The 25089-nt window shown below is 63.9% G+C and carries 20 protein-coding genes and 2 riboswitches; of the genes, 9 read left to right on the top strand and 11 right to left on the bottom strand.

Translation table 11 applies throughout. From position 1 onward, the window contains the following. Position 1: 1 nt before the first annotated feature. From I5R65_RS11750 to xylF, 5 genes are all read right to left on the bottom strand, one after another. Positions 2-1786: an IlvD/Edd family dehydratase gene (locus I5R65_RS11750; protein ID WP_180669902.1), complete on the bottom strand. Its 1785-nt coding sequence runs from the start codon at positions 1784-1786 to the stop codon at positions 2-4. Between the two features lie 33 nt (positions 1787-1819). Beyond that, on the bottom strand, positions 1820-2611 hold the full coding sequence (locus I5R65_RS11745; RefSeq protein ID WP_180669900.1) for an SDR family NAD(P)-dependent oxidoreductase: 792 nt from the start codon (positions 2609-2611) through the stop codon (positions 1820-1822). Positions 2612-2700: 89 nt separating this feature from the next. Beyond that, a complete protein-coding gene (locus tag I5R65_RS11740) occupies positions 2701-3858 on the bottom strand; it encodes a sugar ABC transporter permease (protein WP_196872179.1) in 1158 nt (385 codons plus the stop codon). Positions 3859-3879: 21 nt separating this feature from the next. Then, positions 3880-5439 (bottom strand): D-xylose ABC transporter ATP-binding protein, encoded by a 1560-nt coding sequence (xylG, locus tag I5R65_RS11735; protein ID WP_180669898.1) that lies wholly within the window; start codon positions 5437-5439, stop codon positions 3880-3882. Between the two features lie 122 nt (positions 5440-5561). Further along, positions 5562-6578 (bottom strand): D-xylose ABC transporter substrate-binding protein, encoded by a 1017-nt coding sequence (gene xylF / locus I5R65_RS11730; RefSeq protein WP_006464779.1) that lies wholly within the window; start codon positions 6576-6578, stop codon positions 5562-5564. Between the two features lie 330 nt (positions 6579-6908). On the opposite strand from xylF, the gene I5R65_RS11725 reads away from it, so the two are divergent. From I5R65_RS11725 to I5R65_RS11695, 7 genes are all read left to right on the top strand, one after another. Next, on the top strand, positions 6909-8165 hold the full coding sequence (locus I5R65_RS11725) for a DNA-binding transcriptional regulator (protein ID WP_180669896.1): 1257 nt from the start codon (positions 6909-6911) through the stop codon (positions 8163-8165). Further along, a complete protein-coding gene (locus tag I5R65_RS11720; protein ID WP_180669895.1) occupies positions 8162-9226 on the top strand; it encodes an aldose epimerase family protein in 1065 nt (354 codons plus the stop codon). Before I5R65_RS11725 ends, I5R65_RS11720 begins: the two co-directional genes overlap by 4 nt. A gap of 229 nt (positions 9227-9455) precedes the next feature. Beyond that, positions 9456-9881: a DUF4160 domain-containing protein gene (locus I5R65_RS11715; protein ID WP_180669893.1), complete on the top strand. Its 426-nt coding sequence runs from the start codon at positions 9456-9458 to the stop codon at positions 9879-9881. Beyond that, on the top strand, positions 9881-10333 hold the full coding sequence (locus I5R65_RS11710; protein ID WP_180669891.1) for a DUF2442 domain-containing protein: 453 nt from the start codon (positions 9881-9883) through the stop codon (positions 10331-10333). The genes I5R65_RS11715 and I5R65_RS11710 overlap by 1 nt, the downstream gene beginning before the upstream one ends. Before the next feature lie 265 nt (positions 10334-10598). Then, positions 10599-11210: a (2Fe-2S)-binding protein gene (locus I5R65_RS11705; RefSeq protein ID WP_180669888.1), complete on the top strand. Its 612-nt coding sequence runs from the start codon at positions 10599-10601 to the stop codon at positions 11208-11210. Beyond that, the gene (locus tag I5R65_RS11700; protein ID WP_180669886.1) at positions 11207-13459 is read left to right on the top strand and encodes a xanthine dehydrogenase family protein molybdopterin-binding subunit; all 2253 of its coding nucleotides are present in this window, start codon (positions 11207-11209) and stop codon (positions 13457-13459) included. The genes I5R65_RS11705 and I5R65_RS11700 overlap by 4 nt, the downstream gene beginning before the upstream one ends. Positions 13460-13477: 18 nt before the next feature. Continuing rightward, positions 13478-14836 carry a cytochrome c gene (locus I5R65_RS11695; protein WP_180669884.1) on the top strand — a complete coding sequence of 453 codons (1359 nt, stop codon included), beginning with the start codon at positions 13478-13480 and terminating at the stop codon, positions 14834-14836. Positions 14837-14894: 58 nt separating this feature from the next. Here the strand turns inward: I5R65_RS11695 and I5R65_RS11690 are convergent, their stop codons facing one another. Continuing rightward, positions 14895-15929, bottom strand: a complete 1035-nt coding sequence (locus I5R65_RS11690; protein WP_180669882.1) for an XdhC family protein — start codon at positions 15927-15929, stop codon at positions 14895-14897. A 387-nt stretch (positions 15930-16316) separates the two neighbouring features. Here I5R65_RS11690 and I5R65_RS11685 point away from each other — a divergent pair, with 387 nt between their 5' ends. After that, on the top strand, positions 16317-17366 hold the full coding sequence (locus I5R65_RS11685; RefSeq protein ID WP_180669880.1) for an NAD(P)-dependent alcohol dehydrogenase: 1050 nt from the start codon (positions 16317-16319) through the stop codon (positions 17364-17366). A gap of 190 nt (positions 17367-17556) precedes the next feature. Here the strand turns inward: I5R65_RS11685 and I5R65_RS11680 are convergent, their stop codons facing one another. From I5R65_RS11680 to I5R65_RS11660, 5 genes are all read right to left on the bottom strand, one after another. After that, the gene (locus tag I5R65_RS11680; RefSeq protein ID WP_180669878.1) at positions 17557-19017 is read right to left on the bottom strand and encodes a cytochrome c; all 1461 of its coding nucleotides are present in this window, start codon (positions 19015-19017) and stop codon (positions 17557-17559) included. Positions 19018-19031: 14 nt separating this feature from the next. Beyond that, complete coding sequence (locus I5R65_RS11675; RefSeq protein WP_180669877.1) at positions 19032-20813, bottom strand: GMC family oxidoreductase; 1782 nt, start codon at positions 20811-20813, stop codon at positions 19032-19034. Positions 20814-20868: 55 nt separating this feature from the next. Then, the gene (locus I5R65_RS11670; protein ID WP_180669875.1) at positions 20869-21579 is read right to left on the bottom strand and encodes a gluconate 2-dehydrogenase subunit 3 family protein; all 711 of its coding nucleotides are present in this window, start codon (positions 21577-21579) and stop codon (positions 20869-20871) included. Positions 21580-21824: 245 nt separating this feature from the next. Then, complete coding sequence (locus I5R65_RS11665) at positions 21825-22772, bottom strand: TorF family putative porin (RefSeq protein WP_231395155.1); 948 nt, start codon at positions 22770-22772, stop codon at positions 21825-21827. 156 nt (positions 22773-22928) lie between these two features. Then, complete coding sequence (locus I5R65_RS11660; RefSeq protein ID WP_180669873.1) at positions 22929-24005, bottom strand: putative urea ABC transporter substrate-binding protein; 1077 nt, start codon at positions 24003-24005, stop codon at positions 22929-22931. Positions 24006-24072: 67 nt separating this feature from the next. Beyond that, a riboswitch (guanidine-I (ykkC/yxkD leader) is annotated at positions 24073-24172 on the bottom strand. A 426-nt stretch (positions 24173-24598) separates the two neighbouring features. Between I5R65_RS11660 and I5R65_RS11655 the strand changes: the two genes are divergently transcribed. Next, positions 24599-24784: a hypothetical protein gene (locus I5R65_RS11655; protein WP_180669871.1), complete on the top strand. Its 186-nt coding sequence runs from the start codon at positions 24599-24601 to the stop codon at positions 24782-24784. A gap of 102 nt (positions 24785-24886) precedes the next feature. Further along, a riboswitch (guanidine-I (ykkC/yxkD leader) is annotated at positions 24887-24987 on the top strand. The last annotated feature ends 102 nt before the right edge of the window (positions 24988-25089 follow it).

Below are 25089 nucleotides of genomic sequence, written 5' to 3'. Positions count from 1 at the left end.
GTCAATGGTTGTGTCGGGGCAGGGTCTGCGCCACACCCTGGTACTTCAAGGCCAGTTCCATGCAGGCACCGGTTTCCAGCTGCCCCACCGTGTTGCGGTAGATTTCCTGCCACGGTGTCTGGCTGGGTGGCACCGGCGGAATACCCTCGCTCTTGCGGCGGGCCAGTTCTTCCTCGCTGATGAGCATATTGCACTCCCCGGTGTTGAGGTCGATGCGCACGCGGTCACCGTCGCGCAGCCAGGCCAGGCCGCCGCCCACCGCGCTCTCGGGCGAGGCATTGAGGATGGAGGGGCTGTCGGAGGTGCCCGACTGGCGGCCATCACCCAGGGTCGGCAGGGTAGAGACCCCGCGCTTGATCAGTGCATCGGGCGGTTGCATGTTGACCACCTCGGCCGAACCTGGCCAGCCCACCGGGCCGGCGCCACGGATGGCCAGCAGGGTGTTGTCGTCGATGTTGAGCGCCGGGTCGTTGATGCGGGCGTGGTAGTCGTCTGAACCATCGAAGACCACGGCGCGGCATTCGAAGATGTTTTCCTGGCCGGGCGTGCTGAGGTAGCGCTGGCGGAAGGTCTCCGAGATAACACTGGTCTTCATGATGGCGAAGTCGAACAGGTTGCCCTTCAAGACCAGGAAGCCGGCCCGTTCACGCAGCGGCGCGCCGAAGGGGTAGATCACTTCGCGGTCGTTTGACTGACGGCCCTGCAGGTTCTCGGCCATGCTCTTGCCGGTGGCGGTGATGCGCTCGGCACGCAGCTTGCCGGCCTGCTGCAGCTCCCACATGATGGCCGGCACGCCGCCGGCACGATGGAAGCGCTCGCCCAGGTACTTGCCGGCCGGCTGCATGTTCAGCAGCAGCGGTACGTCATAGCCGAACTTCATCCAGTCTTCCGACTTCAGATCCACGCCGGCATGGCGCGCCATGGCCATGATGTGCGGCTGGGCATTGGTGGAGCCGCCGATGGCGGCATTGACGACGATGGCGTCGAGGAAGGCGTCGCGGGTCAGGATGGCGGAGGGGCGCAGGTCTTCGTAGGCCATGCCGACGATGCGGCGCCCGGTCTCATAGGCCATCTGGCCACGTTCGCGATAGGGCGCGGGAATCGCCGAGCAGCCGGTCAGCGACATGCCCAGCGCCTCGGCCATGGCGTTCATGGTGGAGGCCGTGCCCATGGTGTTGCAGTGGCCGGAGGAGGGCGCCGAAGCGGCAGCGATCTCCAGGAATTTCTCGTTGTCGATGGTGCCGGCCGAGAGCTGTTTGCGACCCTTCCAGATGGCCGAGCCCGAGCCCACCAGTTCACCATCCAGCCAGCCATCCAGCATCGGTCCGCCAGACAGCACGATGGCCGGGATGTCCACCGTGGCGGCGGCCATGATCTGCGAAGGTGTGGTCTTGTCGCAGCCGGTGGTCAGTACCACGGCATCGATGGGGTAGCCGTGCAGGATTTCGACCAGGCCCAGATAGGCCAGGTTGCGGTCGATGGCAGCGGTGGGGCGGCGGCAGTTCTCGAAGATGGGGTGCAGCGGAAACTCCATGGGAATGCCGCCGGCATCGCGAATGCCATCGCGCACCCGCTTGGCCAGTTCCAGGTGGATGCGGTTGCAGGGACTGATGTCGCTGCCGCTCTGGGCGATGCCGATGATGGGACGGCCCGAGCGCAGTTCCTCGGCGGTGATGCCGTAGTTCATGAAGCGCTCCAGGTAGAGCGCGGTCATGTCGATGTGATCGGGATTGTCGAACCAGTCCTGGGAGCGGAAGCGACGGGGTGTGGCAGATGGCTTGTTCATGGATTCCTCTTGGCCCGCGGGCGATTGGGTAGGTTACGCGCCCAGCCAGCCCGCATCGACGTAGTATTCGCGACCGGTGCACTTGGCTGCGCTGTCCGAGGACAGGAACAGCGCCAGTGCAGCGACATCATGCGGATCGACGCGGGTGGGCAGGCATTGCGCAGCCAGGATTTTCGCCTCTTCTTCGGGGGTGTGCCACAACAGCGTCTGGCGCGGGGTGCGGATGGCACCCGGGATGATGGCGTTGACCCGCACGCCGTCACGCCCGAAATCACGCGCCATGCCGTGCGTCATGCCCTCGATACCGGCCTTGGCGGTCATGTAGAGGGTCAGGTCGGGCAGGCCCAGATGCCAGGAAATGGAGCCGAAATTGAGGATCACGCCCGATTGCTGCGCCCGCATGCCCGGCAACACGGCCTGGGCACAGAAGAACTGGTGGCGCAGGTTGACGGCGATGCGCTCGTCCCAGTAGGCCGGGGTGACGTCGGCGGTCTTGTGGCGATCGTCGTTGGCGGCGTTGTTGATGAGGATGTCGATGGTGCCGGCGGCGGCGATGACCTCGGCGAAGGTGGCGCGCAGGGCATCCAGGTCCATCAGGTTGCAGCGGAAGAAGCGCGGCGGCACCGCTGCATCCTTCAAGGAGGCCACCAGCGCCTCGGAAGATTCGGCAGCGATGTCCAGGAAGTACACCTGGGCGCCCTGCGCGGCGAAGGCTTCCACCAGCGCTGCGCCGATGCCGCTGCCGCCGCCGGTGATGACGACCCGCTTGCCGGCGAGGCTGCGGTAGAGCGCGTGTTCGAAAATAGGGGCGGTAGCTGCGGTCATGCTGGGTAACTCCTGCGAGGTAAGGTGGGCCGCCAGAGCGGCCCGGAAACGAATTGAATGATGTGTCCGATGATCTGTCGACGTGCGGCTCAGCGGCCCGAACGGGTGCTCACATCCACCCACACGGCCAGCACCAGGATGCTGCCCTTGACGATCATCTGCCAGTAGGTGCCCACGTCCAGCATGGACATGCCGTTGTCCAGGCTGGCCATCACCAGTGCGCCGATCAGGGCGCCATAGATGGTGCCGGAGCCCCCGCGCATGGAGGTGCCGCCGATGAAGCAGGCGGCGATGGCGTCCAGCTCGCCCATGTTGCCGGCCGAGGGCGAACCGGCAGCCAGGCGGGCGGTGTTGACCAGACCGGCCAGCGCGCACATCACACCCATGATGCCGAACACCCACAGCTTGACGGCCTGCACGTTTACGCCCGACAGACGGGTGGCTTCCATGTTGCTGCCCACCGAATAGATGCGGCGGCCGAACACGGTCTGCGTGCTCACATAGCTGAACAGGCCCAGCAGCGCCAGCAACAGCAGCACCGGCACCGGGATGCCGTCATAGCTGTTGAGCGTGCGCACGAAGGCCAGCAGCACCGCGCCGATGACCACCACCTTCAGGCCATCACGCCACAGTGCCGCCAGCGGCAGGCCATGGCGGCTGCGGTTGAGCCGGCTCATCCAGGTCAGCGCCAGCGCCAGCACGAACAGCGCCACGCCCAGCGCCACGCCCATTTGTGGTGGCAGGTAACCCTGGCCGAGGTAGACCATGTTGTCCGAGACCGGGGCGATGGTCAGGCCACCGGTGATGCCCAGCAGGATGCCGCGGAAGGCCAGCATGCCGCCCAGGCCGACGATGAAGGAGGGGATGCCCAGGTAGGCCGTCAGGTAGCCGTTCAGCAGCCCCAGCGCCAGGCCGAAGCCCAGTGCCAGCACCAGGTTCAGTGCCAGCGGCAGGTGGTGGCTCACGTCCAGCAGCGCGGCGATGCCGCCCAGCAGGCCCAGCAGCGAACCCACCGAGAGGTCGATCTCGCCGGCGATGATCACCAGCACCATGCCGCAGGCAAGGATGCCGGTCACCGACATCTGGCGCAGCAGGTTGGACAGGTTGCGCGGCGTCAGGAAGCCACCCTCGGTCATGAAGCTGAAGAAGCCCCAGATGATGGCGATGGCGATCAGCAGCGCAATGATCTTGTAGCGGCGGAATACCTGCTTGAGGTCGGCCATGTTGGCCAGATTGCTTGAAGTCATACCGGATTCACCTTGTGATTTTTATCCTGCCGCCGCAGCGCGCGTGGGCGCCTGCGGTACGGGTTGGTTGATCGCCGCGGCCAGCACGGTTTCCTGGCTCAGCTTGTCGTTGACGAAGTCGCCGCGCAGGCGGCCTTCGCCGATCACCAGTACGCGGTCCGACACGCCCAGCACCTCCGCCAGTTCGGACGACACCATGATGATGGCCAGGCCCAGCTTGGCCAGTTCCGAAATGAGGCGGTAGATCTCGGCCTTGGCGCCCACATCCACGCCGCGGGTTGGCTCGTCCAGGATCAATACCTTGGGCTGGGCCAGCAGCATCTTGGAAAGCACCGCCTTCTGCTGATTACCGCCCGAGAGGCTGGTAATGGGCAGGAAGGGCGTGGCCGTCTTGACCCGCATGCGGCTGATCTCGTCCTGGATGGTCTTCAGTTCGGCGCTGCCATCGATGCGGCTGCCACGCGAGAAGCGCTTGAGCACCGTCAGGGTGATGTTCTGGCCGACATCGAGGTCGGGCACGATGCCGTGGTGCTTGCGGTCTTCCGGCACCATGCACAGGCCGCGCCGGATCGACTTGAGCGGCGAACCGGTATCGGCCAGCTTGCCTTCCAGCAGTACCTGGCCTTCGTGACGGCCGCGATAGGCGCCGAAGATGGCCGACACCAGTTCGGTGCGGCCGGCGCCCACCAGACCGGCGATGCCCAGGATTTCCCCGCGGCGCACCGAGAACGACACGTCATCCACGCGCTTGCGGCGCGGATTGTCGATGTCGTAGCAGGTGATGTGGCGCGCCTCCAGCACCACTTCGCCGATGGCGTGATTGCGTTCGGGATACATGGCCGTGATTTCACGACCGACCATCTGGGTGATGATCTTGTCCACGTCCATTTCCTGCATGGGCGTGGTGGCGATGTGTTTGCCATCGCGGATCACCGAGATGGTGTCACAGATCTCGGCCACCTCGTCCAGCTTGTGCGAGATGTAGACGCAGGCCACGCCACGCGCCTTCAGGTCCTTGATGATCTTGAGCAGCACCGCGATCTCGGAGGCGGTCAGCGAGGACGAGGGTTCGTCCAGGATCAGCAGCCGCGCATCCTTGTTGAGTGCCTTTGCGATCTCCACCAGCTGCTGGTGGCCGCCGCCGTATTGCGAGACCGGCAGGGCCACATTGATGTCGGGCATGTTCAGCTCGCGCATGAGCTCTTCAGCGCGGCGGTACATGGCGGGGTAGTTCATGCGACCACCAGGCAGGGTGATCTCGTGGCCCATGAAGATATTCTCGGCCACCGACAGTTCCGGCACCAGCATCAGTTCCTGGTGGATGATGACGATGCCGGCCGCTTCCGTATCGCGCACTGAGTGCGCCTGCAGCGGCTTGCCGTCCCACAGGATTTCGCCGTCCCAGGTGCCGTGGGGGTAGACGCCGGAGAGAATCTTCATCAGCGTCGACTTGCCTGCGCCGTTCTCGCCGCACAGGCCCACGCACTCACCGGTACGGATCTTGATGTCGATGCCGTCGAGCGCGCGCACACCGCCAAAGCTCTTGACGATGCCTTTCATTTCTAACAGATACTCGGACATGCCTGTTCTTTCCAAGAAGCCTCTGGAATCCATGCCGGCCGACTGTCTGGTCGACATGGACGGCGTTGCCGGCTACCGCGAGGGCAGCCGGCATGCCTCATGCATTACGCCTCATGCAGGAATCAACGGCCGTCGATCTGGGCCTGGGTGTAGAAGCCGTCGTCGACCAGCACCTTGACGTTCTCCTTGGTCAGCAGGATGGGCTTCAACAGCAGGCTGTCGACCTTCTTGAAGCCGTTGTCATACTGGGCGTTGTAGGTCGGCTTTTCGTTGCGCGCCAGTTGCACGGACAGGTTGGCGGCCTCGGTGGCGATCTGCTTCAGAGGCTTGTAGACGGTCATGGTCTGGGTACCGGCCACGACACGCTTGACGGCGGCCAGGTCGGCATCCTGGCCCGAGACCGGCACCTTGCCCGCCAGCTTCTGCGCGGCCAGAGCCTGGATCGCACCACCGGCGGTACCGTCATTGGAAGCGACGATGGCGTCGATCTTGTTGTTGTTGGCGGTCAGCGCATTCTCGACGATGGAGAGGGCTTCGGTCGGGTTCCATTCCTTGACCCATTGCTGGCCGACGATCTTGATGTCGCCCTTGTCGATGTAGGGCTTCAGGGCCTTCATCTGACCTTCGCGGAACATCTTGGCGTTGTTGTCGGTGGGCGAGCCGCCCAGCAGGAAGAAGTTGCCCTTGTTCTTGACCTTCAGGATGCCCTCGGCCTGCATTTCACCGACCTTCTCGTTGTCGAAGGAGATGTAGGCATCCACGTCGGCGTTGAGGATCAGGCGGTCATAGGACAGCACCTTGATGCCGGCCTTCTTGGCTTCCTTGATGGTGTTGGTCAGCACGGTGGCATTGAAGGGCACGATCACGATCACGTCCACGCCACGCGAGATCAGGTTCTCGATCTGGGAAATCTGGCGCTGTTCGCTGGCATCGGCCGATTGCACGAACACCTTGGCACCCAGCTTCTCGGCAGCGGCAGTGAAGAAATCGCGGTCACGTGCCCAGCGCTCCACGCGCAGGTCGTCGATGGAAAAGCCGATCTTGGGGTTCTTGGCATCGGCCATGGCGCTACCGGCCACCATGGACAGGGTGGTCACGGTCATCAGCGCCAATACGGTCTTCTTCAGCATTGCCTTCATAGTCCAGTCTCCGATTTGAATTAAATTTGATTATGATTTTTGAAGCGGCGCTGTCCGGTGGATGTGGAGGCCTGATCTGGTGCAAAAGCTTCCAAAGCCGCATGGGGCCGGGTAGGGCAGGGGACGAATGCGCCGCATGATGGTGCGAGGGGGATACTAGCCCCGGGCCAATCCCCTCTACAATTACGAAATTGACCAAACGGCTTAGTGATTCTTTTTGTTGCAGGAGCACATATCGATCATTTCGACCACGGCTCGCTACAATTCGACACCAGAGCCCATCCAGACAAAAATGGCGCGCCCAGCGACGCCACCCCAAGGAGACACAGCGTGGCAAAAGTACCCACGGTGCACAGGATTGCGTTGCTCTTCAATGGCAACAAGATATTCGACCGGGAAATCATTTCCGGCATCGGCGAATACATCAGCAGTACCCGCGCTTCCTGGGACCTCTACCTGGAAGAGGACTTCCGCTGTCGCCCGCAAGGCATAGAGCGCTGGGCCGGGCACGGCATCATTGCCGACTTTGACGACCCGGTCACCACGGCCGCGCTGGAAGGGGTGCAATTGCCGGTGGTAGCCATCGGCGGTTCCTATGCCGATCCCTCCCAATATCCGGCCAACCGCCCCTATGTGGCGACCGACAACGTCAAGATGGTCAAGCTGGCCTACGACCACCTGATCGAGGCCGGCCTGCAGCATTTCGCCCTGTTCAGCCTGCCCGAGTCCGACTGCAACCGATGGGCCCAGGAGCGAGAGCGCATCTTCACCAGCCTGACTGCCGCCGATGGCATCGAAGGCCATATCTACCGGGGCGTGGGCACCAGCGCGCAGTCCTGGGATACGGCCGTGGAACAGCAGATCGCCTGGGTGCGCAGCCTGCCCAAGCCGGTGGGCATCATCGCCGTCACCGATGCCCGCGCGCGCCAGCTGCTGCAGGCCTGCCTGTTTGCCGGTATCGCCGTGCCCGAACAGGTGGCGCTGATCGGCATCGACAACGATCCCCTGGCCCGCGTGCTGACGCGCATCCCGCTCAGTTCGGTGATCCAGGGCAGCGTGGAAATGGGCCGCACCGCCGCTCACCTGCTGCACCAGATGCTGCATGGGGCGCGCTTCCCGGACACCCGCATCATGGTGCCGCCGGTGGGCATCAATGTCCTGGCCTCCAGTCGCCACGAGGTACGCAATCACCCGCATGTGATGCAGGCGCTGCACTTCATCCGGCAATACGCCTGCCAGGGCATCAAGACCGATCAGGTGGCCGATTACGTGGGCATCTCACGGTCCTCGCTGGAATGGTATTTCCGGCGCGAACTGGGGCGCAGCGTCCATGATGAAATCCTGCGTTTCAAGCTGGAAGCCGCCAAGCGCATGCTGGAGCAGGCCGGCAGCCATGCCGCCGAGATCGCCGTGAGCTGCGGCTTCACCACCGTGCAATACATGCACGCCGTCTTCAAGCGCGAACTGGGCTGCACGCCCAAGGAATACCAGGAACAATTCGTCGCCGGGCTGGAGCATTCCGCTGCTCCTGCGCCACGGCAGAAAAAGAAAACCGCAGGGAACACCCTCCTCACCTCCATAAAATGACCCATTTCACCCTTTCCCACACCACCGCCGCCGACGGCATCCAGCTCTACACCCTGCGCAACCACACCGGCATGCGCGTGACCATCAGCGACCTCGGTGCCACCATGGTCAACTGGTGGGCCCCCGACCGCTATGGCCGCGAAGCCGACATCCTGCTGGGCTTCGACCGGGTGGAGCAATACCAGCACAACCCGGCCTATTTCGGCGCCATTGTTGGTCGCTGGGGCAATCGCATCGCCGGTGGCCGTTTCACTCTGGATGGGGTGGCGCGACAGGTCGATTGCAACGAAGGGGAGAACCATCTGCATGGTGGCCGCGACGGTTTTCATGCCCAGCGCTGGCAGGTTCAGCCGGACCCCGAAGGCCTGCGCCTGATGCTGGTGTCGCCAGACGGACAAGCGGGTTTTCCCGGCACGATGATGGCGTCGGTGTTGTATCGGCTGGATGACGATGGTCAGTTGCGCATCGACTACACCGCCACCAGCAATGCCGCCACGCCCATCAACCTGACCTCGCACGCCTACTTCAATCTCAATGGCGGTGCCAGCGATATCCGCGACCACATCATCGCCATCGATGCCGACGCCTACCTGCAGGTCGATGCCAGCCTGATCCCGGAAGCACGCGCCGAGGTCGCCGGCAGCGCCTTCGACTTCCGCCAGCCGGCGCCGATCGGTCCGCGTCTGGACTGGCCCGATCCGCAGCTGAAACTGGCCGGCGGCTTCGATCATTGTTATTGCCTGCGCAGCGAGCATGAACCGGTGCCCGGCGAGAGCCGCGTGGCGCAGACACTGCGCGAGGTCGCCACCGTCTACGAACCGGGTTCGGGACGCGAATTGCGTGTCGCCACCACCGAGATCGGCCTGCAGTTCTACAGCGGCAATTTCCTCTCCGGCGTGCAGGGCCGGGGCGAGCAGCCATATGCCATCCACGACGGCTTCTGCCTGGAAGCGCAGTCCTACCCGGACCAGGTCAACACGCCCTTGAGTGAAGCGGTGATCCTGCGACCGGGGCAGGTCTATCGGCAGACCACGGTATATCGCCTGGGCGTGCGCGACTGAAAGATTGAAATTTTTGAATAAAGCAGTCCTACATCCGCGTTACTGCTGACTTGTCCTTCCTCTCTCTTTAGCCTCCTCCGCTCCCGGTGCCGCTGAAAGCGGCATCGCGTCCGCTCCCCGTACGCATCCATGTGTTGTTTTGGTGCTTCAGGTAACTCATCTGGGTGAACCTGTTTGTGTCCAAAGCTTGCGTCGGGGCTTTCAATCCTATAACCTAACTGTTAGGTTTATGAAAATCTGCAGCTACAAGGGTCTGGTCGTTTCCGTCTTCACCCGTGACGAGCACTGCCCGCCGCATGTCCATGTAGGTAACGAGCGTTGGGACGCGCGTTACCAGTTCAGTTTCTGGCATCACGGCGTGGCCTTGTGGGATGTGAGGCCCATGTGGTCTGCCCCCGGCATCGCGCTGCTGGAGGAGTTGAGGCAGGTGATCGAACAGCCGGACCATCTGCGGCGAGCCCGTCAGCGATGGTGGCAGAGCCGGGGTTCGGTCTGCCTCGATCACCAGCAATGGGACCCGCGCCGGGAAGAAGTCGTCAGTCCCAGCGTTTTCCGACGGCATGCAGTCGATATTCTGTGGGCGCGTTACGCACCTGAACGTGACAGCACCTTGATTCAACTCGCGGGGCAAGCCAGTCCCCTGGAGATACAGTGATGACCATCATCAAAGCGAAGAAACGCGACAATCCACCCGTCACCGAAGATCTGCTCGCACAGGCCCTGGCCCGAGGCAGCAAACGCGCTGGCGCCGCCCTGCAGGCTACGGAGGTGGATTATCTTCCCGCCTTCGCAGCCATCGCCATCGGTTTTGCCGACAAGACCGCCGTCCTGCTGCCCATCGACAACTACCCCGAGCTGGCCGAACTCAGCGCCAGCGAACTGGGGCGCATCGAACTGGGATACGCCGGCAGTGCCTTGTGCCTGGAAGAGCGCGACCTGCATGTCTCCATCGCCGGCCTGGTGGCCGCCAGCCCGGCCTTGATGAAACTGGCGTCGACGGTGGTCGCAACGCGCAACGGCAGCCGCAGCAGCGCGGCCAAGGTCCTGGCCGTGCGTGAAAACGGCAAGAAGGGCGGCCGGCCCCGCAAGTTGCCGCAGGACGTCTAGCCACCTGCTGGCAATCCCCTCGTTCAACGGGGCCTGCCACTGCCGCCACCACCGCCACCGGCACCACATATCCGTCCGCTCTGCGACGGAATTCCTTAGTTCGTCTAATATCCCCATTAAGCCCAAGTCAGCTAATCGCCTCCCGCGTGATGCGTCATCGTGCGGGAGCTAATGCTCATGCACGGGCTCGCCTTGCTGCGTCCGTTTGCTCCCCCAGGGCCGCGTCCCGCCCTGGTTTGCGTTCTCAACCCCGATGGCAGGAACCATGGAACTCCAGATAAACGACAAGACTTACCAGATCACTTCCGACGCCGATACACCCCTGCTCTGGGTGATCCGCGACGAACTGGGCATGACCGGTACCAAATACGGCTGCGGCCTGGCCCAGTGCGGGGCCTGCTCGGTCATGGTCGATGGCGAGGTGCTGCGCTCCTGCGTCATGCCGGTGGGTGCCATGGCCGGCCGCAAGGTCAGCACCATCGAGGCGGTAAGCGCCGATCCGGTAGGCAAGCAGGTGGTCGACGCCTGGGTCAAGCACCAGGTTCCGCAATGCGGTTACTGCCAGTCCGGCCAGGTGATGGCCGCAACCGCGCTGTTGAAGCAGGTCGCCCAGCCCAGCGACGAGCAGATCGCCGCCGCCATGGTCAACCTGTGCCGCTGCGGCACCTACAACGCCATCAAGGCCGCCATGCACGACCTCTCCGGCAACAAGGGCGCTCCTGCGGCAGCGGCATCGACCCTGCCGGCAGCCCCCAGCGGCCCGGCCGGGGTCAACCAGACCACCGTCGCCGCCGCTGCCGTAGCGGGTATCGGTGCCGTGGCCGCCATCCAGTGGAGCCGCACCCAGAAAGCCAAGGCAGGAAAGGAGCAGGCATGAACCCCTCGCACGATCTTCCCGCCCAGGACCTGCCAGCCGATGGCGAGCCGGTCAATGTCTCGCGCCGCCACTTTCTCCTGACCTCCGCCGGCACCGCTGCCGGCTCTCTGGTACTGGGCTTTGCGCTACCGGCCGGCAACGCCCGTGCCCAGGGCAGTGCGGCACCTGCCGCCGCCGGCACGCGGGTGCCGGCCTTCCTTGAGATCCGCCCGGACAACAGCATCCATCTGCAAAGTCCCTTCGTCGAAGGCGGGCAGGGCATCTTCACCGCCATGGCCCAGATCGTGGGCGAGGAGCTCGACGCCGATCCAGCCGGTTTCGTCGTACATAACGCCCCCGCCAACGACCAGTACAAGGTCATGGACATCGGTATTCGCATCACCGGCGGCAGCATGTCGGTGCGCACCAGCTATCCGACCATGCGTCGCGTGGGCGCGCTGGCGCGCCATTTGCTGATGCAGGCGGCCGCCACGCAATGGAAGGTGCCGCTGGAGAGCCTGTCCACCGAACCCGGCCGCGTGGTGCATGCCGCCAGCGGCCGTTCGCTGAGCTATGGCGAACTTGCTCCCAAGGCGCTGGACCTGCCCAATCCGCCGCTGGACACCATCAAGCTCAAGCAGGACAGCCAGTTCCGCTGGATCGGCAAGCCTCTGGCGCGCCTGGACGTGCTGGACAAGTCCACCGGTCGCGCCCTCTATGGCATCGATACCCAGGTGGAGAACATGCTCCAGGCCGCCGTACAACATGCGCCGCGCCTGGGCCTGGAAGTGGGTGGCATCCGCAACGAGGCCGAGGTGCGCAAGATGAATGGCGTGCATTCAGTGCACCGCCTACCCGGTGCGGTGGCCGTGGTAGCCGAGCGCTGGTGGAATGCCAAGCGCGCCGTCGAAGCCCTGCAGGTGGACTGGAGTGACCCCGGCCCGGCACCGGACCGCCGCTATGTGCCGGCGGACTTTTCCACCGAACAGTTTGCCGCGCAACTGGCCAGCTCCACCGCTGCCGTGGATGAGGCCGAGAACGAAGGCGACGTGAACAAGGCCATCGCCGGTGCCAAGACCGTGGTGCAGGCCAGCTACCGCAGCCAGTACCTGAATCACGCGCAACTGGAGCCGCCTTCGGCCACCGCCCGTTTCAATCCCGATGGCACGCTGGAAATGTGGATTCCCAACCAGGCGCCCGAGATGTTCCAGGGTGCCATCGCCAAGCAGACCGGCTTGCCACCGGAGAAGATCCAGATCCACTCGCCGCTGCTGGGTGGCTTCTTCGGCCGCCATTTCCTCTACGAGAGCGCCATGGTATTCCCGCAGGCGATCCAGCTGGCCAAGGCCGTGGGTCGTCCGGTCAAGGTGATCTGGAGCCGCGAGGAAGAGTTCGCCCGCGACACCATGCGGCCCATGGCGGTCGTGCAGTTCCGCGCCGGCCTGGATGAAAAAGGCTTCCCCATCGCCATCGAAGCCATCAGTGCTACCGAAGGCCCCACCGAATCGATTGCCAACAAGCGCAACAAGATCGACCCGACCGCCCTCGAAGGCCTGGCCGGCAAGTCCTACCAGTTCGCCCACAAGCGTATCGGTCAGCGTTTCGTGAAAAACCCGCCGGTACTGGGTTACTGGCGCTCGGTGGGCAATTCGATGAACGACTTCTTCTATGAAGCCTTCCTCGACGAGCTCGCCGACAAGGGCGGCCAGGACCCCTATGAAATGCGCCTGCGCCTGTTGCTGGGCAACGAGCGCCTGACCGCGCTCTTGCGCGCAGCGGTCGATCTCTCGGGCGGCTGGAAGCGCGGCCCCTTCACCGCGCCCGACGGCAGCCGTCGCGCCCGCGGCGTGGCCATGGCCAAGGCCTTCGGCACCGAGACTGCCGCCATTGCCGAGGTTTCCATCGAAAACGGCCAGGTCCGCGTGCACGACATCTGGGAAGCCATCGACCCCGGTCGCATCGTCAACCCGGCCATCGTCGAAGCCCAGGTCAACAGCGCCGTTTCGCTGGGCCTGTCGCAGGTCTTGCTGGAAGAAGTGGTCTACAAGGAAGGGGCAAGGGTGGCGCGCAACTACGACCTTTATCCCATCCTGCCGCCCCAACGCATGGCCCGCGTGCATGTGAAGGTCATCGAGAGTGGCGCCAAGATGGGTGGTATCGGTGAGCCGCCGCTGCCGGCCGTGCCGCCCGCGGTGGCCAATGCGGTAGCGCATCTGACCGGTCAGCGCATCCGCAGCATGCCGCTGTCCCACTACACCTTCAAGGCCTGACGGCGGACTGACGCATCCATGACCACTCCAAGAACCGGGAAGCTGCGCGTTTTCCTGCTGATCCTCGTCGCGCTCATCGTCGGCGCCGCCTGGGTCGCCCTGCGCACGTCCGCCTCGCCCTTCGATGGCGCTGCGCCACCGCCCGCGCCTTCGACCGAACTGCTCCAGCGCGGCGAATACGTGGCGCGCCTGGCCGACTGCGTGGCTTGCCACAGCACGCCCAACAGCAAGCCCTTCGCCGGTGGCCTGGAAATGGCCACCCCGCTGGGTGCCATCTACGCCACCAACATCACGCCTGACCGCACCAGCGGCATTGGCGAATACAGCCTGGCCGAATTCGACCGCGCCCTGCGACACGGCGTGGCCCGCGATGGCCACCGGCTCTATCCGGCCATGCCCTATCCTTCCTACGCCAAGATGGCCGATGAAGATGTCAGCGCGCTCTATGCCTGGTTCATGCATGGCGTCAAACCGGTGGTGCAGGCCAATCGCGAGAGCGATATCCCCTGGCCGCTGGACATGCGCTGGCCACTGGCGTTCTGGAACCTGGCCTTCACTCGCCCGCAACCGTATCAGCCGCAGCCAGGCAAGGATGCCCTCTGGAACCGGGGGGCCTACATCGTCCAGGGCGCCGGCCACTGTGGCAGTTGCCACACCCCGCGCGGCGTCGCCATGAACGAAAAGGGACTGGATGATGGCCAGCCGCTCTATCTCTCCGGCGCGCTCCTTGATGGCTGGTATGCGCCCAGCCTGCGCGGTGACGTCAATATCGGCATCGGCCGCTGGAGCGAAGAGGAAGTGGTGCAATTCCTCAAGACCGGCCGCAACCAGCACGCCGTGGTCTTCGGCTCCATGGCCGACGCCTTCAACAACTCCACCCAGTTCATGAGTGATGACGATCTGAAGGCCGTCGCGCATTACCTGAAATCCTTGCCGGGCGACCCCGGCCGCGATGGCACCCCCTGGAAGTACGACGCCAGTACCACCGCCGCCCTGGCACCGCAACGGCTGGAGGGGAGCGGGGCGCGCACCTTCATGGCCAAATGCGCAGCCTGTCACGCGGTGGATGGACGCGGCAGGGCTCCCTGGATTCCGCCGCTGGCCGGTGCCGTGTCGTCGCTGGCCAAGGAAGACGCCTCGGCCATCAACGTCACATTGAACGGTTCGGCCCGGGTAGTCGCCGACGGCGTGCCCGATGCCTACCGCATGCCACCGTTCCGCAGCCAGTTATCGGACGCCGAAATTGCCGACGTACTCAGTTTCATCCGTACGTCCTGGGGAAACCATGGTGGTGCCGTCAAGGTGGACGATGTCAGCAAACTGCGCGAACGGACCAATCCGGCCAGCAGCAATCCCATCGTCCTGCAGATGCGCTGAGGCTCTTTGCGAGGAAGTCGTACCGGAACCGCCGCCTGCACAGGGCGGCGGTTTTTTTTCAGGTCGGGGAGGGCGACGATTCAGCCGTCACGCGTGCCTGCTTCATGGCCGCTACCGACATGGCCGCAGGCACGGCCACGCCATTCTTGACGGCCAGCACTTCGGCCATGACGCTGACCGCGATCTCGGAAGGTGTCTTGCTGCCGATATAAAGACCGATAGGGCCACGCAGGCGCGCCAGGCTTTCTTCGGTCTGGCCGAAGTGGGTCATCATGCGGTCCTTGCGGGCGGCGCTGTTACGGCGTGAGCCGATGGCGCCCACGTAGAAGGCTGGACTGGCAACCGCTTCCATCAGCGCCAGGTCGTCCAGCTTGGGATCGTGCGTCAGGGCGATCACGCAGCTGCGCTGATCGGGGCGGAAGGCCTGCACGGCGTCGTCGGGCATGTCGGTGACGATGCGCACCCCCGGCACCGCCCAGCCGCCCAGGTATTCCGAACGCGGATCGCACAGGGTGACCGCAAAGTCATTGAAGAGCGCCATCGTCGCCAGGTATTCGGCCAGCATGCCGGCGCCGATCAGCAGCATCCGATAATCCGGCCCCATGGTATGGCGCAGGGTCTGGCCGTCGAAGATCAGATCGGCCGGCGCCTGGCTGATTTCCATGCGGCTCTGTCCGGTAAGGCAGTCGACGCTGCGGCAGACCAGTTGCCCGCTTTCCAGCGCCAGTACCAGTTCCTGCAAGGGCGCGGCCGGCGGATCGAACTCCAGCAGCAGCTCCAGCGTGCCGCCGCAGGGCAGACCGAAGCGATGTGCCTCGTCGGCGTCGATGCCATAGCGCACCAGCTGCGGCGCCTCGGGGCGGCCCCAGGCAGTGGGGGCGTTCTTGATGTATTGGAACAGCAGGTCATCCTCGATACAGCCCCCCGACACCGAACCGATCAGCCGGCCATCGTCACGGATCGCCAGTTGGGAGCCCACCGGGCGAGGCGACGAGCCCCAGGTGGAGACAACAGTGGCCAGCAGTGCGCTGCGGCCGGCCTGGCGCCACTCATGCAGGGCGCGCAATACCTTCAGATCAGTGGTGTCGTTCATGATGCGTTCGAAATACGGTGATGGACCAAGTCTGCCACGGCATCGTGGCCGGAACTAATTGCGTTGGCCAATAGACCAAGCAAGCCCCGGACCAGCGAATCCCGGCCCACATGATGAGGCAGAATCGGCCGGCCTGCTTGCTTGCCCTCCGGAAAGTCGCTGCTCGCTGTCAGGCCCCGTTTGCCCGTTTGCCATGCATGCAGTCATCCGGCTTCATGCGGACCGGTGGAATTTCAGGCAATAATCGTAGCGGAATAGGTCTGTCTTCACTCCTCCCGCCACGTCACAATGCCCTGTTCCCGGACAGGCTCTCTGCCTGTCTGCGCGGCCGTTTTCACGACCGTCCTTACGCGCGTTTCAATCCCAGTCCCAACCAAGGAGATTCCCATGCAAGTACATGCCTACGGCGCCCACGCAGCCGACAAGCCACTGGAGCACCTGCAGATCACCCGACGTGCCACCGGCGCGCATGATGTGCAGATCGACATCGCCTACTGCGGCATCTGCCACTCCGACCTGCATCAGGTCCGTTCCGAATGGGCCGGCACCCAATACCCCTGCGTCCCCGGTCATGAGATCGTCGGTCGTGTCGCCGCGGTGGGCGATCACGTCAGCAAGTTCAAGGTCGGTGATCTGGTCGGCGTGGGCTGTATCGTCGACAGCTGCCAGACCTGCCCCGATTGCGATGAAGGCCTGGAAAACTATTGCGACAACATGGTCGGCACCTACAACGGCAAGACCGAGGACGCTCCCGGCTGGACCATGGGCGGCTATTCGCAGGAGATCGTGGTGCATGAGCGCTATGTGCTGAGTATCCGCCATCCGGAAGCCGACCTGGCTGCCGTGGCCCCCTTGCTGTGTGCCGGCATCACCACCTATTCGCCGCTGCGCCACTGGGGCGCAGGCCCCGGCAAGAAGGTCGGCGTGGTCGGTATCGGCGGCCTCGGCCACATGGGTATCAAGATTGCCCACGCCATGGGGGCGCACGTGGTGGCCTTCACCACCTCCGAGTCCAAGCGCGCCGATGCCAAGGCACTGGGTGCGGATGAAGTCGTGGTCTCACGCAATGCCGACGAGATGGCGGCGCATGCCCAGAGCTTCGACTTCATTCTCAATACCGTGGCCGCCCCCCATGACCTGGACGCCTTCCTTGGTCTCTTGAAGCGCGAAGGCACCATGACCCTGGTGGGTGCGCCAGCCACGCCGCATCCCTCACCCAATGTCTTCAACCTCATCATGAAGCGTCGCTCGTTGGCCGGCTCGCTCATCGGCGGCATCCCTGAGACCCAGGAAATGCTGGACTTCTGCGCCGAGCACGGCATCGTCGCCGACATCGAGCTCATCCGCGCCGGGGAAATCAACACCGCCTATGAACGCATGCTCAAGGGTGACATCAAGTACCGCTTCGTGATCGACAACGCCAGCATGGCGGCCTGATCCAGGTTGTCGACGCTTGCGGAACGGTCCTGGATACAGGATCGTTCCGCTTGCGTATTGCATTCCGGCGCCATGCTGGAAAGATCACACGGGAGAGATCGCGCTCTTGATCACGGCAGGAATGTCCGTATCCGCAGCTGTTGTGATGAAGGCCTCGGACGGAGCAGTGCCAGGCCATTTTCTCCTGGCTTCACGGTGCGCGTTCTTCCACCGGCTTCGCCGTCTTCCTGATCTTTGCCACATCGGCCGCCGACACCGTCGCCCCACGATTACCCCAGGCGGTCTGGATATACGAGGTCACCTCCGCCACTTGCTGGTCGTTGAGCAATTGCGCATACGGCGCCATCACCAGTCCACCCTTGACCGAATCGGTGGCCGGCTGGCGACCGCCCTGCAGGATGATGCGGATGGCCGAACCGGCGTCCTGCGTCTGCAGCACCGGATTACCGGCCAGCGCCGGGAAGGCCTTGCCATAGCCGGTGCCGTTGCTGCGGTGGCAGGCCGCGCAGCGATCCAGGTAGAGCGCCGCCCCCGGCGTCTGCGGGCGGCCCTCGTAGGCGGCCGTGGCGCTCACTTCGTCATAGCGATAGGGGGCCGCATCGTTGCGCGGCGACAGACGCAACAGGTAGCGCGAGATGGCATTGAGATCGGCCTCGGTCAGGTATTGCATGGAATGCTCGACCACATCATTCATGGCGCCGAAGGAGGCCGTGAACTGGTTGCGTCCGGTGCGCAGGAATTCCACCAGATCGGCCTGGCTCCAGCCGGCGATGCCGCCACCGTGTTCGTTGCGCAGCGACGGCACGTTCCAGCCATCCACCACCTGGCCGCCGGAGAGGTACAGGCGACTGCTATCGTCGCGCAGCGATTTCTCCTGCAGCGTAGTCGAGCGCGGCGTATGGCAGCTGCCGCAATGTCCCAGTCCCTCCACCAGATAGGCGCCCCGCGCCAGTTCCTGGTCGCTGCCGGCCGTTGCTGCAGGGGGAGCCACATAAGGAGCGGGCGTCGGCGCGAACAGCTTGCGCCAGATCGCCAGCGGCCAGCGCATCGACAGCGGCCACGGGATGTCGTTGGCGCGATTGGCCTGGGCAGAGGGCGTAACCGCCTTGGTGAAATAGGCATAGAGCGCCTGCATGTCCTCCTCGCTCAGCCGCGAATAGGAAGGGTAGGGCATGGCCGGATAGACCGTATAGCCGGCCCGGGTGACGCCGGTGCGCATGAGACGCGCAAAGTCCTCGTAGCTCCAGTCACCGATACCGTGTTCCTTGTCCGGCGTGATATTGGTCGAATAGATCGCGCCCAGCGGCGAGGCCAGCGCCAGCCCGCCTGCAAAGGGCGCGCCGCCCTTGCTGGTATGGCAGGCCACGCAATCGCCGGCCCGTGCCAGGTAGGCCCCCCGCAGCAGCAACTGGTCGTCGGCACTGGGGCTGCCCTGGCGGGCGATGCGTTGCGACAGCGCGGCATCGGCCGGCGGTACCGTGAAAGCTTGCAAGGGTGCCGTCTCGCGATTCAACAGCCGCCCGCCCATCGGCGGCTGGGGCGGTGCCGGGACGGTCAGCGAATCATCGGCATACGCCAGGTTGTAAGCGGCTGCGGCAGCCAGCATGGCCGCGCCCAGCGCCAGGGAGGAGGTCAGGATCAGTCGTTTCATCGTCGCTCCCGTGCTCACGCGCTGACCAGCGGACGCGGGTCCTTGAGGTATTGCTCGCGGATGGCGCGGGCCGACCAGTAGGTCAATGCCACCGCTGCCCCGGTCGGGTTGTAGCCGATGCCCTGGGCGAACACGCCCGAGCCGACCGCAAACACGTTGTGCACGTCCCAGCTCTGCAGGTAGCGGTTCACCACGCTGGTGGACGGGTCATTGCCCATGGCCACGCCACCGGCCCAGTGGGTGGTCTGGTAGCTGCGCAGGTCTGGTGCCGCGCCGAAATCCTTGACCGTGACCTTGATCTCGCGCGCCTTCAGCTCATGCGCGATCTTGACCGCCTGATCAGTGACGTAGCGGCTCATGCGGATGTCGTTGTCCTTCCAGTCGAAGGTAAAGCGCAGCAGCGGCTGGCCAAAGGCGTCCTTGTAGTTCGGATCGAGATCGACATAGACGTCCCGATACACCATGTTGGCGCCATGCACGTCGAAGGACATGGTGTTCAGATAGCTGTCCTTGACCGCCTGCTTCCAGGCGTGGCCCCACTTGGGCGTGCCGGGCGGCACGGCAATCCCCGAGATCGGCTTGGCTCCGGCCGGATTGCTCCAGATCGGCGAACCGCCCACGAATCCCAGCGGGCCGTGGTCCATGTGGTCGCCGTTGAAGTCATCCACCGCCACGCCATTGCCACCGGCCCCGATGAAGCCATTGATGTTCTTGCCCGGCGCGAAGAAGGCATTGATGGTGGACATCATCTGGAAGGCGATATTGCGGCCCACCACGCCGGTATTGGAAACCGGGTCATACGGCTTGCCGATGCCCGAGAGCAGGAACAGTCGCGCATTGTTGTAGGCAAAGGTACTGGCAATGACGATATTGGCGGGCTGGAACACGGTGTCGCCGTTGATATCGATGTAGGTCACGCCGGTGGCCTTCTTGCGGGTGCTGTCGAGTTCGATGCGCAGCACATTGCACTGGCTGCGCAGTTCGAACAGCTTGCTCTGACGCAGCGCCGGCATGATGTTGACGTTGGGCGAAGCCTTGGAATAGTTGTAGCAGGCATAGCCCGAGCAATAGCCGCAGAAGGTGCAAGGCCCCATCTGGCAGCCATATTGGTTCACATAGGGCGCCGAGGCATTGGCCGAGGGCAGGGTGAAGGGATGGAAACCCGCCTGCTGCGCCGCCTTGCGAAACAGGGCCGCCTGGTATTGCTCCTTCTGGGCCGGTAGCGGGAAGGCATCCGAACGATCGGCCTCGAAGGGGTTGCCGTTGTTGTCCACCACCCGGCCCTTGACCCGATACGCGCTGCCGGACGTCCCCATCATTTTTTCGGCGAAGTCGAAATACGGTTCCAGTTCTTCGTAGCTCACGCCCCAGTCCTGCAGGTTCATGTCCTTGGGAATGAAGTTCTTGCCGTAGCGCTCTTCGTAATGGCTGCGCATGCGCAGTTCTTCCGGCAGGATGCGCCAGTGGCAGCCCGACCAGTGCAGCCCAGCACCGCCCACACCTTCGCCCGGCTTGAACATGGCGATCTGGCGATAGGGGATGGCGCTGTCGGCCGTCTTGCGGCGGAAGGTGAAGGAGGATTTGTTGAGGTTCTGGAACAGCTTGAAGCGCTGCTGGTAGTCCAGCTCATTGATGGTCTTGGGATAGGCGCCATCGGGATAGGTATCGCGATAGACACCGCGTTCCAGCGCCACCACGCTCTGGCCGGCCTCGGTCATTTCCTTGGCCATGATGGCACCGGTCCAGCCGAAGCCGACGATGACGACGTCGACTGCTTTCATGTTCTTGTTGGCCATGTGCTTGTGCTTCCAGGGAGGTTGGGGCAGAAGGGGCTGAGGGGAGGAGGCGGCGTCAGCCGCGCGAGACCGGCGGCAGCGGATAGATGCGGCCGTACTGGTCCACCCAGTCGTAGTAGTCGGCGCGGGCACCGGGAAAGCCGATCATCTTCCATGCGGCCATGCCCTTGTTGCCGCCATCGACGGGGTCGCAGAAATAGCCTTCGTGCACGTTCTGCAGCAACTGGTTGAACAAGGCCGCAGGGGGAATGCTGGCCATATTCACATTGCCCTTCTCGAACTCGCCCATCATCTTTTCACGTTGCTGCTGGCTCAGCCCGACATAGCCCTGGCCGTATTGCTGCTTGATGGCGGCGTCGAACTCGGCCAGGCCCTTCTTGTACAGCTCACGCGGCGGATAGGGCAGCTGGTAACCGAACTCGGCCGGTGCATCCGGCGTGAACGGCCCTTGCATGTACCACAGCTGTCCCTGGCCGTAGGGCGTGTTCATCTGGGCGTCGATGAATTCGGGCACGCCCGCCTCCAGCGCACCCGGGCCGTTTTCATCGGCCGGGATGAGCACCTCGGCCAGGGCACTGAGCAGGGCGAATTCATCCTGATTGAAGAAGCTGGGTTTGTAGGGTGTGTTGTCGCCGGACTGGGCCGACTGGCCCTGGGCAGCGACGGTGAGGCTGCCGGTGGTCAGCGCCAGCGCGGCAGCCGGCGCGGCAGTCAAGGCGCCGCGCAGGAAGTGGCGGCGATTGGCGGAGATGCTTATTTTTTTCATGGCGCGTTTCCGTGTGGGAAATCGGGGCCGTATCAACACAGGCGACACAGGCATACGGGCTGACAGACGAGCTGACAGACGAGCTGACAGACGGCCAGTCGCCGTGCATACGGCTGAGCCATGATGCGCGCTTGCGCGCAGGATGGGGATCAGTGAGTCTGCGCTTTTGATGTCGGAAAAGTCTGACGCTTCCTACAGCGTGTGGTGACGTCCCGGTGGCTTGCGCCTACCAGGACGTGTTGGTATCAGAAGCCCCAGCTCAGCATGCCCACCAGTTGGTTGCCCTGCTTGACGTCGAAGCGGTTATAGCCTCCCAGGATGGCCTGCAGCGACCAGCTCAGCGACGAATCCGGGAACGGTGCCGACAATCCCAGGGTCAGGTGGCGCAGGCCGCCGCTGCTGGGGCCGTTGCCGGCGAAGCAGCCGTTGACGACGAAGGCTTCGCCCGCGGCGCAGGCGGTGCCGGTGGCGGTGTCACGGGTCCCCAGGTACTTGCCCTCGCGCTTGTAGGTGTAGGCGCCCAGAGTGCCGGTGAACGTGATGTCATACGGTAGCGGCTTGGTGTAGACCAGGGTCCAGTAGGTGTCGCCCTTGTTGCCCCAGACCACGTCGTTGAGCAGGGTCTGCGCATTGAAGGAGAGCGCGCCCCAGGTCAGGCCCGCCTTGGTTTCCAGGGCATTGGCGTGCGTCCCGTTGGCATAGTAGTAGCCGGTCATGCCCAGGATGTAGCCGAGATCACCCATGATGTTGCCGGCATAGGCGAAGTAGAAGTCGTTTTCTACCGAGCGCGGTTTCTGGAACGCGGTGATGCTGCGGTCGCTGTAGGAATTGCCCAGCTGCTTGTACGAATAGTTGATGGTGGAGGCCCAGTAACCGAAGCTCCAGCCACTGGTGTGGACGAAATCGATGCCCCATTGCAGCGCCGCCTGGTCTGACTCAGGGGCGTCGGCACCTGCATTGCCCAGCGGCTGGCCATTGCCATAGGTGGTGGTGACACCGCGCAGTACATAGCGCGAGGCCAGGTCGATGTGCTTGGTGATGGTCCAGGGACCAGCAGGGGTGGCGGGATTGGCGGCGGGCGCATCCTCCGCCAGGACAGGGGGGGCGGTCAGCAGGGCAGCGACCGTAGCGACCGTAGCGACACTGGCGCCAAGGCAGGACAGGCGCGACAGGGAAGGGATGTAGTTAGTCAAGGTTCTCTCCGTTGGTGTGGGCAGGGCAAATGTGAAAGCAGTGAAAGTACTGAACGCAAAGCACGAGCAGGGTCCGACGGGGCCGTTGCCGGCCCCGCGCAGAGGGGATTGCAGGTGAGGGTGGTGCTGGCGCGCGCGAAAAACTGCAGTCAGGAACTACAGTTTTCCGTCCGCCGCCATCTTCATGTAGGTCGGGTCGAAGCGCAGCTTGACGTTCTTCTTGTCGCCGATCACGACGTTGCCGTCGAAGGCGATGCCGATGCCGTCGGCGCTCTTGACGTTGGGCCCGAGGATGCCGTGGTCGAAGCTGAACTTGGCGATGCGGCCCATGATGGTCGGCAGTTCCTTCTTGGTGGCGAACTCCAGTGCGGCCTTGGGTTGGTAGAACATGGCGGTGGCGGCCAACTGTGCCTGGAAGCCTGCCAGGTCAGTGCCGGAAGCCTTGCCCATGGCGCCCAGTGCGCGGGTGGCGCGCTCATCCTTGGCGGTCATGATGGCCATCATCTCGTACCAGGCACCGGTCAAGGCCTTGCCGAAGGCCGGGTTGTCCTGCAGGGTCTTGGTGTTGACCACCATCAGGTCCATGATCTCGCCGGGCAACTGCTTGGACGTGTAGACCAGGGATACCTCGGGCGAGGCAGCGATGGCCGAGAGCATGGGGTTCCAGGTCACCGTGCTGGTCACCGCCGGGGTCGCGAAGGCGGCGCTGATGTCGGCGTCGCTGGTGTTGACCACCTTGACATCACGCTCGCGCAGACCGGCGCTTTCCAGCGCCCGTGCCAGCAGATAGTGCGATACCGAGAACTCCACCAGCTGCACCGACTGGCCCTTGATGTCGGCCAGCTTCCTGTTCTTCCCCTTGAGCACGATGCCATCGTTGCCGTTGGAATAGTCGCCCACGATCAATGCGGTGCTGTCCACGCCGCCGGCGGCGGGAATGGTCAGCGCGTCCATGTTGGTCATGGTGCAGCCGTCGAACTTGCCCGCGGTGTACTGGTTGATCGATTCGACGTAGTCGTTCAATTGCACGGCGCTGATGTTGATGCCGTATTTCTTGCCCCACTTGGCCAGGATGCCCTGGGCCTGCGCCTCGCCCCACGGCATCCAGCCGGCGTAGATGGAGGTACAGACCTTGAAGTCGGTGCGGGGGGCGGCGTGGGCCGGCGAGAGCGCGCCTGCGAAGGCGGCCAGGGCGATGGCGGCGCCACCAAGGAGTCGGGAGATGTTGTACACGGCGTAGGGTCCTCGAAGGGTTTATTGGAAAAAAAGCCCGGGAGCGGCGCGGTCCTGCGAACGCGTCATCTCCCGGGCTTTTCTCCCGCCGTGTAACCCCTTGCGAGGTCGACTGCTCTCGGACCAGACATTCGCCAGTGCGAACCGGAACCCTAGCTGTCCATTGCAAATTGTGCCTACTCAAGACCGGACTCGCCGGCTCCCGCTCGCTTTTCAGCAAGGTTCGTGCCAATCATCGGCACTACCATTGCTGCACTTTTTCGCTATTAATAGCGCGTGCAAAAAATCCAGATGCACGCCTCCGGCATGGGCCGGGATGGCGCTTCGCGCACGCGCCAAATCGGTGCCGCCTTGCACCACGCTTGTACCTGCCCTGGGCGAGACGCTGGCCGTTCTGGCTTGCCTCCGGCTGTGGCGCGGGTTTGCGGCGCATACGATTCCCGGCGCCGGGTGGCCTGGAACTTGCATACAAGATTGTCGTTCTCGCATAGGGCGAGCCAAGACGACTTGGGTTGGAGCACGGCAAGGCGATGTTAGGCCACGGGCTTCGACAACCATCCTGGACGGCCAGGCCATGCTCGCAGGAGAACACCATGTCCAGAACCGCACCCTCCGCACCATCCGCACCATCCATTACTTCCTTCGCCTTTTCTGCCGACGCCCTGGAGGCATCCCGGCTGTGTGGCCGCATGCATACTTCGCTGCTGTTGATCGAGGCCCTGCTGCTGGGTGTCAGGCTGCTGTGGCAGCCCCGCCAGAACGCCATGCGCAGGAGGTGATGGTATGGAATTTGCTGAAATCCCTGCAACGCAGGGCAGCGCATCGATGATCCAGGATCTGTAATCTGATCTCGCAACGTTGAGCGGCTGCACCAGGAAGTTCAAATAGCTGGCTAGGGTTCCGGTCTGCCGCAGGCAGATGACTGGTCCGAGAGCCGGCGACCTCGGTCGAGGTTACACGGCGGGACAAAAGCCCGGGAGAGAGTTGCACCTCAGGTGCCGCGCTGCTCCTGCTTTTGTTCAACCCCGACCGGAGTTTCCCGTGATCGCTGTTCGCGTCCCCAGGCCTCACCATTCAGCGTCTT

The sequence above is a fragment of the Herbaspirillum sp. AP02 genome (assembly GCF_015767275.1).
GTDB lineage: Bacteria > Pseudomonadota > Gammaproteobacteria > Burkholderiales > Burkholderiaceae_D > Herbaspirillum.
The sequence above is the reverse complement of the archived record's forward strand: the minus strand, read 5'-3'. Positions and strand labels throughout refer to the sequence as shown.

What these genes read in the sequence shown, in the direction of transcription:
- I5R65_RS11745 (WP_180669900.1), bottom strand. Translation starts at nt 2,611, where the DNA reads ATGACCGCAGCTACCGCCCCTATTTTCGAACACGCGCTCTACCGCAGC.
- I5R65_RS11710 (WP_180669891.1), top strand. Translation starts at nt 9,881, where the DNA reads ATGACCATCATCAAAGCGAAGAAACGCGACAATCCACCCGTCACCGAA.
- I5R65_RS11720 (WP_180669895.1), top strand. Translation starts at nt 8,162, where the DNA reads ATGACCCATTTCACCCTTTCCCACACCACCGCCGCCGACGGCATCCAG.
- I5R65_RS11670 (WP_180669875.1), bottom strand. Translation starts at nt 21,579, where the DNA reads ATGAAAAAAATAAGCATCTCCGCCAATCGCCGCCACTTCCTGCGCGGC.
- I5R65_RS11655 (WP_180669871.1), top strand. Translation starts at nt 24,599, where the DNA reads ATGTCCAGAACCGCACCCTCCGCACCATCCGCACCATCCATTACTTCC.
- I5R65_RS11740 (WP_196872179.1), bottom strand. Translation starts at nt 3,858, where the DNA reads ATGACTTCAAGCAATCTGGCCAACATGGCCGACCTCAAGCAGGTATTC.
- I5R65_RS11705 (WP_180669888.1), top strand. Translation starts at nt 10,599, where the DNA reads ATGGAACTCCAGATAAACGACAAGACTTACCAGATCACTTCCGACGCC.
- I5R65_RS11750 (WP_180669902.1), bottom strand. Translation starts at nt 1,786, where the DNA reads ATGAACAAGCCATCTGCCACACCCCGTCGCTTCCGCTCCCAGGACTGG.
- I5R65_RS11715 (WP_180669893.1), top strand. Translation starts at nt 9,456, where the DNA reads ATGAAAATCTGCAGCTACAAGGGTCTGGTCGTTTCCGTCTTCACCCGT.
- I5R65_RS11685 (WP_180669880.1), top strand. Translation starts at nt 16,317, where the DNA reads ATGCAAGTACATGCCTACGGCGCCCACGCAGCCGACAAGCCACTGGAG.
- I5R65_RS11680 (WP_180669878.1), bottom strand. Translation starts at nt 19,017, where the DNA reads ATGAAACGACTGATCCTGACCTCCTCCCTGGCGCTGGGCGCGGCCATG.
- I5R65_RS11690 (WP_180669882.1), bottom strand. Translation starts at nt 15,929, where the DNA reads ATGAACGACACCACTGATCTGAAGGTATTGCGCGCCCTGCATGAGTGG.
- xylF (WP_006464779.1), bottom strand. Translation starts at nt 6,578, where the DNA reads ATGAAGGCAATGCTGAAGAAGACCGTATTGGCGCTGATGACCGTGACC.
- I5R65_RS11695 (WP_180669884.1), top strand. Translation starts at nt 13,478, where the DNA reads ATGACCACTCCAAGAACCGGGAAGCTGCGCGTTTTCCTGCTGATCCTC.
- xylG (WP_180669898.1), bottom strand. Translation starts at nt 5,439, where the DNA reads ATGTCCGAGTATCTGTTAGAAATGAAAGGCATCGTCAAGAGCTTTGGC.
- I5R65_RS11675 (WP_180669877.1), bottom strand. Translation starts at nt 20,813, where the DNA reads ATGGCCAACAAGAACATGAAAGCAGTCGACGTCGTCATCGTCGGCTTC.
- I5R65_RS11700 (WP_180669886.1), top strand. Translation starts at nt 11,207, where the DNA reads ATGAACCCCTCGCACGATCTTCCCGCCCAGGACCTGCCAGCCGATGGC.